The sequence below is a fragment of the Mycobacterium sp. NAZ190054 genome (assembly GCF_001545925.1).
In the GTDB taxonomy this organism is placed as follows: Bacteria; Actinomycetota; Actinomycetes; order Mycobacteriales; family Mycobacteriaceae; genus Mycobacterium.
Genome location: NZ_LMVQ01000086.1, coordinates 1 through 12,783, shown reverse-complemented (window position 1 = coordinate 12,783; position 12,783 = coordinate 1). Strand labels below are relative to the sequence as shown.

The 12,783-nt window shown below is 68.4% G+C and carries 10 protein-coding genes, 3 pseudogenes and 1 riboswitch; of the genes and pseudogenes, 1 reads left to right on the top strand and 12 read right to left on the bottom strand.

Features of this window, described 5'->3' with window-relative positions; genetic code table 11:
- Positions 1–106: pseudogene (locus ASJ79_RS33750) on the top strand (short-chain dehydrogenase); the annotation flags it as partial.
- On the opposite strand, the pseudogene ASJ79_RS07960 reads toward ASJ79_RS33750, so the two are convergent.
- The 12 genes and pseudogenes from ASJ79_RS07960 to ASJ79_RS07905 all read right to left on the bottom strand — a co-directional run.
- A pseudogene (locus ASJ79_RS07960) lies at positions 101–1,642 on the bottom strand (beta-ketoacyl synthase N-terminal-like domain-containing protein); the annotation flags it as partial. The pseudogenes ASJ79_RS33750 and ASJ79_RS07960 sit on opposite strands and share 6 nt — an antisense overlap.
- Positions 1,639–3,417, bottom strand: a complete 1,779-nt coding sequence (locus ASJ79_RS07955) for an AMP-binding protein (RefSeq protein ID WP_067954178.1) — start codon at positions 3,415–3,417, stop codon at positions 1,639–1,641. The pseudogene ASJ79_RS07960 and the gene ASJ79_RS07955, both read right to left, overlap by 4 nt.
- Positions 3,418–3,976: 559 nt before the next feature.
- Complete coding sequence (locus tag ASJ79_RS07950) at positions 3,977–4,720, bottom strand: thioesterase II family protein (RefSeq protein ID WP_067954177.1); 744 nt, start codon at positions 4,718–4,720, stop codon at positions 3,977–3,979.
- Positions 4,721–4,750: 30 nt separating this feature from the next.
- Positions 4,751–7,600, bottom strand: a complete 2,850-nt coding sequence (gcvP, locus tag ASJ79_RS07945) for an aminomethyl-transferring glycine dehydrogenase (RefSeq protein ID WP_067954176.1) — start codon at positions 7,598–7,600, stop codon at positions 4,751–4,753.
- 155 nt (positions 7,601–7,755) lie between these two features.
- Positions 7,756–7,853: riboswitch (glycine riboswitch) on the bottom strand.
- A 22-nt stretch (positions 7,854–7,875) separates the two neighbouring features.
- A complete protein-coding gene (locus ASJ79_RS07940) occupies positions 7,876–8,499 on the bottom strand; it encodes a MerR family transcriptional regulator (protein WP_067954175.1) in 624 nt (207 codons plus the stop codon).
- Positions 8,500–8,676: 177 nt separating this feature from the next.
- On the bottom strand, positions 8,677–9,171 hold the full coding sequence (locus ASJ79_RS07935) for a bifunctional nuclease family protein (RefSeq protein ID WP_067954174.1): 495 nt from the start codon (positions 9,169–9,171) through the stop codon (positions 8,677–8,679).
- A gap of 49 nt (positions 9,172–9,220) precedes the next feature.
- Positions 9,221–9,973: a MerR family transcriptional regulator gene (locus ASJ79_RS07930; protein ID WP_067954173.1), complete on the bottom strand. Its 753-nt coding sequence runs from the start codon at positions 9,971–9,973 to the stop codon at positions 9,221–9,223.
- Between the two features lie 23 nt (positions 9,974–9,996).
- On the bottom strand, positions 9,997–10,470 hold the full coding sequence (garA, locus tag ASJ79_RS07925; protein ID WP_067954172.1) for a glycogen accumulation regulator GarA: 474 nt from the start codon (positions 10,468–10,470) through the stop codon (positions 9,997–9,999).
- A gap of 156 nt (positions 10,471–10,626) precedes the next feature.
- A complete protein-coding gene (gene gcvH / locus ASJ79_RS07920; protein WP_067954171.1) occupies positions 10,627–11,022 on the bottom strand; it encodes a glycine cleavage system protein GcvH in 396 nt (131 codons plus the stop codon).
- Between the two features lie 21 nt (positions 11,023–11,043).
- The gene (locus ASJ79_RS07915; protein ID WP_067954170.1) at positions 11,044–11,781 is read right to left on the bottom strand and encodes a DUF881 domain-containing protein; all 738 of its coding nucleotides are present in this window, start codon (positions 11,779–11,781) and stop codon (positions 11,044–11,046) included.
- A 1-nt stretch (position 11,782) separates the two neighbouring features.
- Entirely contained in the window at positions 11,783–12,115 is a 333-nt protein-coding gene (locus tag ASJ79_RS07910) for a small basic family protein (protein ID WP_003932240.1), read from the bottom strand.
- Positions 12,115–12,657, bottom strand: a pseudogene (locus ASJ79_RS07905) (DUF881 domain-containing protein); the annotation flags it as partial. The pseudogene ASJ79_RS07905 and the gene ASJ79_RS07910, both read right to left, overlap by 1 nt.
- Between the last annotated feature and the right edge of the window lie 126 nt (positions 12,658–12,783).

Below are 12,783 nucleotides of genomic sequence, written 5' to 3'. Positions count from 1 at the left end.
CAACGCGGCCAGTTTTCCCGGAGCGATGACACTCGATCAGGACGCCGCGTCGTTCGCCCGCACCTTCGACACGAATGTGCGCGGGTCATACTTCCTGACCGCCGGCGCGGCGCGGCCGCCCGGCCGGGGCGTTCCAGTCGGTGTGCTCGGCGACCACCTTCAGGCGCAGGTTGTCGAACGGGATGTGCGGGTTCGGGTTCTGGTAGCCGAGGTTGGCCGGGATCGTGTTGTGCTGCAACGCAAGGACCGCCTTGGCGAACCCGGCGATGCCCGCGGCGGCCTCCAGGTGGCCGAGGTTGGACTTGACCGCACCGAGCAGCAGCGGCGCATCGGCGGACCTGCCGCGGCCCAGCACCGTGCCCAGTGCGCGGGCCTCGATCGGATCGCCCAGCAGCGTGCCGGTGCCGTGCGTCTCGACGTAGTCGACCTCACGCGGTTCGATGCCCGCCGCCGCGTACGCCGAACGCAGCACCGCCATCTGCGCTGCCGGGTTCGGGGCCATCAGGCCGTTGGAGCGGCCGTCCTGGTTCACCGCCGACCCGCGGATGACCGCGAGCACCCGGTCGCCGTCGCGCTCGGCGTCGGAGAGCCGCTTGAGCACCGCGACGCCGCAACCCTCGCCGCGCACGAAACCGTCGGCGCTCGCGTCGAACGCATGGCACTGGCCCGTCTTCGACATCGCCTCGAGCTGGTCGAAGCTGCGCGTCGGCGCCGGTGAGAGCAGCAGGTTCACGCCCGCGGCCAGCGCCATGTCCGAGTCGCCGGAACGCAGGCTCTGGCAGGCCAGGTGGATGGTCACCAGCGACGACGAGCACGCGGTGTCCACGGTGAGGGACGGCCCGCGCAGGTCGAAGTAGTACGACACCCGGTTGGCGATGATGCTCAGCGCACCACCGGTGCCCGACCAGGAGTCCACGTCGCCGAGGTCGGTGGTGGACAGATAGCCGTACTCGCCGAGGCAGGCTGCGGCGAACACACCGGTCTGCGAGTGCCGCAGCGCGTGCGCCGGGATGCCGGCGTGCTCGAGCGCCTCCTGGGTGACCTCCAGCAGCAGCCGCTGCTGCGGATCCATCTTGTCGGCCTCGCTCGGCGAGATCTCGAAGTACTCGGCGTCGAACGCGTCCAGGTCACGCAGGAACGCGCCCCAGCGGGTGGTGCCCGCCAGTGCCGCGGCCGCCTCGGGGGTGTTGGCCTGGAAGGACTCCCACCGGTCCGCGGGCACCTCCCGCACCGCCGACCGGCCGTCCATCAGGAACCGCCAGTACGCGTCCGGGCCGGCGATGTTGTCGTCGAGATCGGCGCCGCCCGGGAACCGGCAGCCCAGCCCGATCACCGCGATCGGCTCGTTGTCGGCGCTGTACTCCCTGGTCACGACGGCCTCGGCGGCAGGCTCGACCTCACCGCCGGTGAGGAACTTCGCCAGCGCGTTGATCGTCGGGTACTGCCAGAACTCCACCGGCGAGACCGTGCGGCCCAGCAGCTCGGAGAGCTCACCGGTCAGCACGACGGCGTCACTGGAACCGACAGCCAGGTCGTTCAGAGGGGCATCGAAATCGATCTCGTCGGGACTGCAACCGATGTTGGTGACCAGGTAGTCGACCAACCAGTTCCGGATTGCGTCCTCGTCGAAAGCAGAGGTCATGTAGTGACGTCCAACCGGCTGAACTCGTCCTGTCGGTACCGGTCGACACAGGCCGAGCGCCGAATCTTTCCGCTAGTAGTGATGGGGATGGAACCGGGCGCGACCAGCACCAGGTCGGCGACGCGCACGCTGTGCGACCGCTTGATCGCGGACGCGACCTCGCGTTTGACCGCCCGCAGCTTGTCCAGGGCCTCCGCCTCGGAGCTGCCCTTCTTCTTCAACTCGGCGATGGCGACGAGCTGCTCGCTGGTGTCGTCGAGCACCGAGATCGCCGCCACGCGGCCGCCGGTGATCTCCTGGATGGTGGCCTCGATGTCGTCCGGGTAGTGGTTACGCCCGTCGACGATCAGCAGGTCCTTGATGCGGCCGATGATGAACATCTCACCCTCGGACATCACCCCGAGGTCGCCGGTCTTCAACCACGGACCGACCGGGGTGCCCTCGGACGGGTTGACGATCTCGCCGCCGAAGGTGCGCTCGGTCTGCTGCGGGTTACGCCAGTAGCCCATCGCGACCTGCTCGCCGTGCACCCAGATCTCGCCGATCTTGCCGTCCGGGTTCTCGGTGCGGGTCTCGGGATCGACGATGCGCACGGTCGACGAGCGCGGCGCGCCGTAGCTCACCAGCTCGGTGCCCGAATCGGAGCCGCAGCGTTCGGCGTGGCCGGCCGACAGCTTCTCGTAGTCGAACCGCACCGTCGACGGCGTGTGCCCGGTCGGCGCCGAGATCACGTACAGCGTCGCCTCGGCCAGGCCGTAGGACGGCCGCACCGTGGTATCGGGCATGTTGAACTGCGCGAAGCGCTCGTTGAAGCGGCGGATGGTCGCCGAGTGGATGCGCTCGCTGCCGCTGATGATGCCCAGCACGTCGCCGAGGTCCATGCCTTCGAGGTCGGCATCGGAGGTGCGACGCACCGACAGTTCGAAGGCGAAGTTCGGTGCCGCCGACCACGAGTGGGTGTTGAGCGCCAGCTGCTGGATCCAGCGGGCGGGCTTCTGCAGGAACGCCACCGGGCTCATCAGCACCGCGGGCCGGCCCCAGGTGCCGTCCGGTCCGTCCGGCGGGCAGAGCAGCGTCGCGAACACACCCTGGATCAGGCCCATGTCGTGATAGAAGGGCAGCCACGAGACCATCGTGGTGTCCTGCGGCGGCACGCCGCCGCGGTGCGACATGTAGTCGGTGAAGATCTGCTCCAGGTTGGCGATGACGTTGCGGTGCGTCATGATCACGCCGGCCGGCGCCCGCGTGGAGCCCGAGGTGTACTGGAGGTAGGCGGTCTTCGGCAGCGGTCCGACGTTTACCTCGACCGTTCGTGGCGAATGGAAATCGAGCGCGTCGACCTCGACGACGGCAGGCGGCGTACCGCCGGGAAGCCCGCCGACGTAGTTCATGATGTCGCCGACGACGGCCGAGGTCGTCAGCACGGCGACCGGCTGGCAGTCCCGCAGAGCGCCGTTCACGCGCTCGTCGAGCTGGCCCAGCGCCGGCACCGGCAGCGGCACGGCGATGAAGCCGGCGGCCATCGCGCCGTAGAAGGCGATGATGTACTCCAGGCCCTGCGGGGCCAGGATCGCGGCGCGATCCCCCTTGGATCCGTGGCGCAACAACTCCTCGGCGACCACCTGTGCGCGATGGTGGACCTGGGCCCAGGTCAGCGATTCGGCGAATCCTGCCGGATCGACGTCGTAATCGATGAACGTGTAGGCCACGTCATCGGGCTGCAGGCGTGCGCGCTCGGCGAGCAGGCCAGGAATAGTCGGCTCAAGCAACGGCATGGCGACGTCCTTTCACTATCTTCTGCGCCCCGGCTTCTTCGCCGTGGATGGCAAACCAGTTCGCAGCTCTCCAGCCGCGCATTCCCCCGCTCGCCCGAAGGCTAACACTGACCCGTCAATATTGTTGTGCAATCCGAGCAAGGATTAGACCACGACTTGCTTGCCAGAGGGAAGTTGGCAGATTCCGGCATTTTTCGCCCGTTTTGTGCATGAGCAAGAATGCCACACGTGTTTTACAGCATGCTCACAGTTTTGCCAGCGAATGTAACGGCCCACTTGACACCCCGTATTCGGGTTGCTCAACCTTGCGACTGCCTGGTACGCGGTTTAGCGGGCGCAGCTGACGAATACAGTGCTCGGATCGTCTTGACGCGGCCGTAAGGGGTTTGCTCAGATCACACGCGTGCGTCAATTAATTATCTTACTCGTCAGTAAGATAGGGGCCCGGCGCGATGGTCCCGCGGTGGCCGCGGGGGCGCCGGCAGAGTCCTCGGACTCCACTGAATGCACCCGTGATCGGGGCTGGGCTGCGGTCATGTGGTGAACACCACACGCGCGGTCAGGACCGGGATAACCGTGCCCAGATCTTGGCTTCGATGTCCGGCACGACCTCGTCGAGATGGTCGTTGAGGTAGAAATGGTGCCCGCCGAGCTCCCTGGCGGTGAACTCGCAGGTGGTTCGCTCCGCCCACGGACCCACCTTCTCCGAAGTGGCGATCTCGTCGTCGTCGCCGTAGAAGGCGTGAATCGGTGACGAGAGTTTGACCTCCGGCGGGCACGTGTAGTTGGCGATCGCCTTCAGACCCCGCAGCGTCGGCAGGATCGCCGCCGCGAACTCCGCGTTCTTCATGAACTCCGGGTTGGCGCCCGTCATCGCACTGACCGCCGCCAACAGCCCCTCGTCGTCGTCGGGGATGTCCTCGTAGCCGACCCGGCCGGGCGCCGCGACGGCCGAAACGAACAGCGCCGTGATCGGCCGTCCCGCCTCCTCGAAGCGCCGGGCCACCTCGAACGCCAGCAAACCTCCCATGCTGTGCCCGAAGAACGCGATGGGAGGCCCGTCGGCGCCACCTTCCTTCTCGGGCGAGACCATCTTGCACACCTCGTCGGCGAGCGCGGGCAGGCTGGTGAACGACGCGAAATCCTGCTTGCCCCGCTGACCCGGATACTGCACCGCGACCCGCTTGATGTCGGTGGTGAAGGTCTTGGCGAACGGCACGTAATACTGCGCCGATCCGCCCGCGTGCGGAAAGATGAACAGCTTCGGCCGGCCTGCCGCACCCTGCTCAGAGGCTCCCGTCATGCCGGTCACCCTATCGCCCGCCCGCGGGTGTCAGGCAAAGGCCTCAACCGGCGGGCACGAGCACACCAGGTTGCGGTCGCCGTAGGCGCCGTCGATGCGTCGCACGGGCGGCCAGACCTTAGGCCGGAACGACTTACCGAGCGGATAGGCGGCCTGCTCGCGGCTGTAGGGATGGTCCCAGTTGTCGACGAGCAGACACTCCGCGGTGTGCGGGGCCCCTCGTAGCGGATTGTCCTCGACCGGCCAGGTTCCGGACCCGACCTTGTCGATCTCACCGCGGATCGCGATCATCGCGTCGCAGAACGCGTCGATCTCGGCGAGCGACTCGCTCTCGGTCGGCTCGACCATCAGGGTGCCCGCGACGGGGAAGCTCATCGTCGGCGCGTGGAAACCGTAGTCGGCGAGCCGCTTGGCGACGTCGTCGACGGTGACACCGGTGGCTTTGGTGATCCCGCGCAGGTCGAGGATGCACTCGTGGGCGACCATGCCGTTCTCACCGGTGTAGAGCACCGGGTAGTACTCGTCGAGCCGGCGGGCGATGTAATTGGCCGACGCGATGGCCACCAGCGTGGCCGAGCGCAGCCCCTCGGCGCCCATCATCCGGATGTAGGCCCACGTGATCGGCAGGATCGACGCCGACCCGTACGGCGCCGCCGACACGGTGCGCTCATCGGGGAGCTCCTCGGCCAGCGGATGACCCGGCAGGTACGGCGCCAGATGCGACCGCACCGCCACCGGGCCGACGCCGGGCCCGCCACCGCCGTGCGGGATGCAGAACGTCTTGTGCAGGTTCAGGTGGCTCACGTCCCCGCCGAACCGGCCGGGACGGGCCAGGCCGACGAGCGCGTTGAGGTTGGCGCCGTCGACGTACACCTGACCGCCGGCGTCGTGCACCGCCGCGCAGATCTCGGCGACGTCGTGTTCGTACACCCCGTGCGTGGACGGATAGGTGATCATCAGCGCGGACAGCCGCTCGGCGTGCTCGGTCACCTTGGCGCGCAGGTCATCGAGGTCGACGTCGCCGTTGGCACGGCACGCGACCACGACCACCTTCATACCCACCATCGCCGCCGACGCCGCGTTGGTGCCGTGCGCGCTGGACGGGATCAGGCACACGGTGCGGCCAGTGTCGCCCCGCGCGGCGTGGTAGGCCTGGATGGCCAGCAGGCCCGCGTACTCGCCCTGCGAGCCGGCGTTGGGCTGCAGTGAGACCTCGTCGTAACCGGTGATGGCGGTCAGCCAGGCCTGCAGATCGGCGATCAGGCGGCGCAGTCCCGGGGTGTCGGAGGCCGGCGCGAACGGATGCTGACGGCCGAACTCCGGCCAGGTGATCGACTCCATCTCGGCGGCGGCGTTGAGTTTCATCGTGCACGAACCGAGCGGGATCATGCTGCGGTCGAGCGCGATGTCCTTGTCCGCCAGCGACCGCAGATAGCGCATCATCTCGGTCTCGGTGCGGTACCGCGTGAACGCCGGGTGGGTCAGGAACTCCGAGGCCCTCGTCGCGATCGACGGGCCGTCGAACTCCTGGGAGGTCACCTCGGCCGAGAACGCGGCCAGCACATCGGCGATGTGGCCGTCGGTGGTGGCTTCGTCGCAGGACACCGAGATGTGGTCGTCGTCGACCAGCCAGACGTTGACGCCGCGGTCCTTGGCGGCGGCGCGGATCTCCGCGGCGCGGCCCGGCACGCGGGCCAGCACGGTGTCGAAGAAGGCGCGATGCACCACCTCCACACCGGAGGCGGCGAGCCCGGCCGCCAGCGCTCGGGCGTGACCGTGCACCCGCCGGGCGATGCCGGTCAACCCGTCGGCGCCGTGGTAGCTGGCGTACATCGCGGCCATCACGGCCAGCAGAACCTGCGCCGTACAGATGTTGCTGGTGGCCTTGTCGCGGCGGATGTGCTGTTCCCGGGTCTGCAGCGCCAGCCGGTACGCCGGCGCACCGTCACTGTCCACGGACACCCCGACCAGGCGGCCGGGCAGCTGGCGGGCGTGCTTGGAGTGCACCGCGAGGTAACCGGCGTGCGGGCCGCCGAAGCCCATCGGCACGCCGAAGCGCTGGGTGGTCCCGAACGCGACGTCGGCGCCGATCTCGCCGGGCGGGGTGATCAGGGTCAGCGCCAGCAGGTCGGCGCCGAGGGCGACCAGCGCACCCCGCTCGTGGGCGGCGGCGACCAGACCGGACCAGTCGGTCACCGCGCCGCTCGCGCCGGGCAGCTGGGCGATCACGCCGAAGAACTCCCCGTCGGGCAGGCCCTGCCGCAGATCGGCGGTGACGATCTCGATACCGAGCGGCGCGGCGCGGGTCGCCAGCACCGCCGCCGTCTGGGCGAAGACGTCGGCATCCACGACCAGCCGGTTGCCGGGGCCGCGCACCGCACGGTGCATCAACGTCATCGCCTCCGCCGCGGCGGTGCCCTCGTCGAGCATCGACGCGTTGGCGACCTCCAGCCCGGTCAGGTCGGTGACCATGGTCTGGAAGTTCAGCAGCGCCTCCAGGCGACCCTGGCTGATTTCGGGCTGATACGGCGTGTATGCGGTGTACCAGGCCGGGTTCTCCATGATGTTGCGCAGCAGCACCGGCGGGGTGAGCGTGTCGTAGTAGCCCTGCCCGATCATCGAGACCGCGACGGTGTTCGAGTCGGCCATCGCCCGCAGCTCGGCCAGGGCCTCGGCCTCGGTGGCCGCCGGCGGCAGATGCTCCAGTCCCGGGGCGATGCCGGTGGCGGTCAGCGCGTCCAGGATCCCGGCGGGCAGCGCCTTGCCCGCGAGTTCGTCGAGGGAACTGACGCCGATGGTGCTCAGCAGCGTGTCGACGGCCGGGGCGTCGGGTCCGATGTGGCGGTCGACGAACGAAAGGGTGCGGGGCTGATCAGACACGTTGTGGGTTCTCCCGGGGGCACGAACGACGGCGGCTCCTCCCCCTCTGTCGTCGACCCGGGACGGGCTGCCTGAGAGATTCGGCCACTCCGCCGTTTCAGCGAGGGAGCCTTTCCCCATGGGCGGGTGTCAGACACCGCTTTCCAGAGGCATCGGGGCTTCGTGCGGTCCGGGTGCCTGAGAGGTTGACGGAGAGGTGTTGCTCCTTCGGCGCCCGCGGCTGGCTGCCACGGAACTCTCCCGCGCAAAGACGATGCGGGAGCGAGTCTACCGGCTCAGCCGATTTTCCGATCGCGGTACTTGCGCCGCGACGCCAGCTCGTCCTCGGGAGCCGAGATCGACTCGCCGCCGTCGGCCCGCTCGCCGGGGAAATCGGCGATCGCACCGGTGAGCTCACGCATCGCGCCGGACACGGCGATGCCGAACACGCCCTGGCCACCCTGGAGCAGGTCGACGACCTCTTCGGCGGACGTGCACTCGTAAACGGTGGTGCCATCGGAGAACAACGTGATGTTGGCCAGATCCTGGACACCGCGCTGACGCAGGTGGTCGACCGCGACGCGGATGTTGTGCAGCGAGATGCCGGTGTCGAGCAGGCGCTTCACGATCTTGAGGACCAGGATGTCCTTGAACGAGTACAGACGCTGACTGCCCGACCCCGCGGCGCCGCGGATCGAGGGCACCACCAGCGAGGTACGGGCCCAGTAGTCGAGCTGACGGTAGGTGATGCCGGCGATCTGGCAGGCGCTGGGCCCGCGGTAGCCGACGAGCTCGTCGGGCACGGAGTCGTCGGGGAACAGACCGGCCTGGACCGGCTCGCTGGACACCCGGGGAAGATCGCCCGCCTGCGGAGCGCCGGCGGTCAGGTCCAGTTCCTCCTGGCGTGGCGTGTCTCCCACTTGCGAATCCTCTCGCCGATCGAACACCCTGCCCGAACCTCGTTCGAGCATACGCTTGACGGCGTTCAGTTACTGCCCGTCAGCCCCAAGTATGGCGGCCTGAATCGACCTTTCAGAACAGCCGCACCGCGTGTCGAACCCGACGAGACGCATCCGTGACCAAGATCAGCCGGGCGCTCAGGTCGCCTTGAAATCGTCCGGTGACACGCTGTCGAGGAACTCCTTGAACTTCTCGACCTCGTCCTCGCGCACCGCTCCGCCGGATTCCTCGTCACCTTCGTCGGGAATCAGCAGCCCGGCCTCGGCGAGCACGGCCTCCTCGACGTAGATCGGCACGCCGACGCGCAGCGCGATCGCCACCGAATCGGACGGCCGCGCCGAGACCTTGATGTCGCGGTCGAAGATCAGATCCGCGTAGAAGGTGCCTTCCTGCAGATCGACGATGCGCACCTCTTTGAGTGAATGCCCAAGCGCGGCAATCACATCCCGGAACAGATCGTGCGTCATGGGCCGCAACGGCTCCACCCCCTGCTGTTCCAGGGCGATCGCAGCGGCCTCGGACTGCCCGATCCAGATCGGCAGATACCTGTCACCGTTGGACTCCCGCAACAGCAGGACAGGCTGGTTCTGAGGTGGCTCAACGCGAATGCCGATCACACGAACCTCACCCATGTGTGCCTACCCTCCGCACGCCGACGAACTCGTCACACGAGTCTAGTCCTCAGCGATCCAGAACGTCGCGTACGGCCGACTTGATCAAGGACGTGTGCAGCGTGATCGCCAGCGCGGCCACCTCACGGGCCAGATCGTCGGCGCGGTCACGCGCGCCTGCCTTGCCGCCCTTGCCCACCGGGCCGGCGATCTGCGCGATCAGGTCCGACTGCCGGTCGGCGGCGGAGCGGAATGCCCGCAGGTGACGGGGTTCGACGCCGTAGTCGGCCAGGGCGCGGGCGCACTGGGCGATCACGACGGAGTGCTCGTCGAAGAACGAGGTGCCCCCACCTTTGAAGATCGGGGTGATGATGCCGGCCTTGACGAGCGCGCTCAGCAGGTCCTCGCCGACGCCGGAACGTTCCAGCAGATCCTCCCGGCTCAGCCGCGTCTGGGCGGGGCCGGCCGCGACGGCCGAGGTGTCCACGGTCCCATCCGCGCCGCGGATCGACACCAGACGTGGTGCCGCATACGCACTTCCGGGCGCAGGCAACTCACCGTCCGGCTGGGCGTCGAGCTGCGCCTTGATCACCTTCAGCGGCAGATAGTGGTCGCGCTGCGCGGTCAGGATGAACCGCAGCCGAGCACAGTCGTAGGCGGTGAAGCGGCGGTAGCCGGACGCGGTCCGCTCCGGCGTGACCAGGCCCTCGGCCTCCAGGAAGCGGATCTTGGAGATCGTGACGTCGGGGAACTCGTCGCGCAGCAGATCCAGCACAACGCCGATCGACATCCCGCGCAGTGCCGGTGTGTCGGGTTGCGTCATCGGTGATTACCGCGCGGAGTCGCTCATTCGGACGCGCCGCCGTCGGCGCCCTTCGGTCCGGTCAGGAACACCAGGCGGAACTTGCCGATCTGCACCTCGTCGCCGTTGACCAGCACGGCCGAGTCGACCGGCTCGCGGTTGACGTAGGTGCCGTTGAGGCTGCCGACGTCGACGACCTGGAACTCGCCACCCTCCAGCCGGAACTCCGCGTGCCGGCGGCTGACGGTGACGTCGTCGAGGAAGATGTCGCTGTCGGGGTGACGGCCCGCCGAGGTGGTGGGCTGATCGAGCAGGAACCGGGATCCGGCGTTCGGGCCGCGCTTGACGACCAGCAGCGCCGAACCGACCGGCAGGCCTTCGACTCCCGACACCGCGCTCTCGCCGCCCGCCGCGGGCGGGGCGTCGAGCTCGTTGAGGAAATCGGCGCGGAACACCGACGTGGTCTCCACGGTGACTTCGTCAGAGTCGGCCCCGGCGTTGAAGTCCTTGTCCGTCACCCGCTGCTCCTCACTGGCTGCTGTGGCGATAACCGGCCGGACCCCCAGCCGATGCGTCGCTGGTGTCGACCGTACCGCGCATGCGACCGCGTTGTGTCCACCACTGCCGGATCCGCACGTCGCGTCCCGATCTGTCTGGACGACCCTAACAAGACCTCAGTCCGTGGCGTGGCCGCGGTAGCCCTCCGCGTCGAGCAATCCGGCCAGGCTCTCCTGCAGCGAGCCGCCCTCTGCCTGCAGTTCCACCAGCCAGCCCTCGCCGTACGGGTCGGAATTGACCAACTGCGGATTGCTCTCCAGATCACCGTTGACCGCAATCACTTTCGCGGTGACCGGCGCGTACAGATCCGACACCGACTTCGTCGACTCGACCTCCCCGAACGACTCCCCCGCCGTGACCTCCGCACCGACATCGGGGAGTTGGACGAACACCACGTCCCCGAGCGCGGACTGGGCGTAGTCGGTGATGCCGACCCGCACCGTGTCATCGCCGGTCTGCTGCACCCACTCGTGTTCGGCGGTGTAGGACAAGTCGGCGGGAATCTCGCTCACGGGGCTCCTTGATCGAAAAGGTCATTTGACGGGCTGAGCGTATTGGCGCGGTTTCGGTTGCCGCAAGGCGGTGACGTCGACCCGGTCGGACTGTTCTATCACCATCGTGCCGCCGACGCGTTCCACGCTGTCCATCGCCCCGCCGGGGATGTTCATCGCCGCGGCCAGTGTGGGCGGGTCGCCGATCGCGATCACCGAGTACGGCGGACCCATCGTGGCGGCGTCCACGACGAGGGCCCCCGCACTGCCGACGATCCAGGTGCTCACCCCGACGCGCACGGCGACCTGCTGACCGTCCTGCTCGCCGCGGATCTCCATCGCCTCGGCGCCCGCGGCCCGCAGTTCGTTGATGACGTCGAGCATGGTCTCGGCGGCCACCCCCTGCGCCGGATCGGTGATGGTCAGTGTCACCCCCGGGCCCGTCGCGGCGATGCTGCCGATCAGGATCGACAGCGCCGCCAGCCGGGCCCTGGCGTTCTCGATCGCGGCCTGGTCGTCGGATCCGGAGGTCTGCAGCTCACCGAGGGTCTGCTGCAGGCCGGCGATCTCGGTGTTGAGCGCGGCCTCGCGCTGCTGCAGCGAGTCCAGCAGGACGACGAGGTCGGCCGGGCGGGCCGTCTCCAGCGAGTCACCGGAATCGGTCTGCCGCACCTGCGTCGCGATCCCGATCCCGAGCAGCAGGCACAGCAGCACGGCCAGCACCCCGAACACGGCCTGCGAGCGCCTGCCCGGGAACTCGTGCCGACCGTGTTCGCTCATCTCACGCCCCGAACAGCCTGCGCCGCAGCGCCGCGGCGTTGCCGAAGATCCGGATGCCCAGGACGACGATGATCGCGGTCGACAGCTGGGTGCCGACGCCGAGCTGGTCTCCGACGTACACGATCAACGCCGCCACCAGCACGTTGAAGACGAACGACACGACGAACACCTTCGAGTCGAAGATGCCCTCGAGGTATGCGCGCAGCCCGCCGAAGACGGCGTCGAGCGCGGCCACCACCGCGATCGGCAGGTAGGGCTGGACGAACTCCGGGACGTCCGGGTGGAAGACCACACCGAGCACGATGCCGACGACGAGAGCGACGATGCCTATCACTAGGGTCCCATCTCTCGGGCGAACTTGATGTCTCGGGCGGGCCCGGCGGGCAGCGCCAGCCCGTCGCCGCCGGAGACGTTGACGACCACACCGTAGGACGTCTCCAACAGCCGTAGCCGCTGCAGACCCGCGCTGCGGTCGAAGCTGTCCTGCATGGTGCGCGGCGGTCCCACCGCGAGGATGACATACGGACTGGAGATCGGCTGGTTGTCCACCAGGATGCCGCCGCCGGCCTGGCGCATCGTCACGTTCGGACCGACCCGCACCCCGCCGACCGAGATCGCCTCGGCCCCGCTGACCCACAGCGAGTTCACGACGAGTTGCAGGTCCCGGTCCAGGATCACCTGGCGACTGCCCTCGACCCGTTCTTTCGAGACATCGGTCAGATTGCGCGACATGCCGGGATCGGTGACCGTGACGGTCAGCCCGGGCCCGATGACCGCCGTGGCCGCGGCCGCGAAGTTGGCTTCGTCGAGTTCGTCCAGCAAGCGGCGGCCGGTGGCGTCGCCTTCGAGCCGGCTGCGCCGCTCGGAGTCCACCTGGCCGGCTACATCACCGGACAGATCCTGGGCGTCAACGGCGGCCGGAACACCTGACAAGCCAACAGTTTCCAGCGAAAGGACGACAGTTCATGGGACGCGTTCAAGGCAAGGTCGCCTTCATCACCG

Bases quoted from the DNA above. Each gene is read 5' to 3' on its own strand.
- ASJ79_RS07955 (WP_067954178.1), bottom strand. From the start codon at position 3,417: ATGCCGTTGCTTGAGCCGACTATTCCTGGCCTGCTCGCCGAGCGCGCA.
- ASJ79_RS07950 (WP_067954177.1), bottom strand. From the start codon at position 4,720: ATGACGGGAGCCTCTGAGCAGGGTGCGGCAGGCCGGCCGAAGCTGTTC.
- ASJ79_RS07935 (WP_067954174.1), bottom strand. From the start codon at position 9,171: ATGGGTGAGGTTCGTGTGATCGGCATTCGCGTTGAGCCACCTCAGAAC.
- ASJ79_RS07930 (WP_067954173.1), bottom strand. From the start codon at position 9,973: ATGACGCAACCCGACACACCGGCACTGCGCGGGATGTCGATCGGCGTT.
- ASJ79_RS07915 (WP_067954170.1), bottom strand. From the start codon at position 11,781: ATGAGCGAACACGGTCGGCACGAGTTCCCGGGCAGGCGCTCGCAGGCC.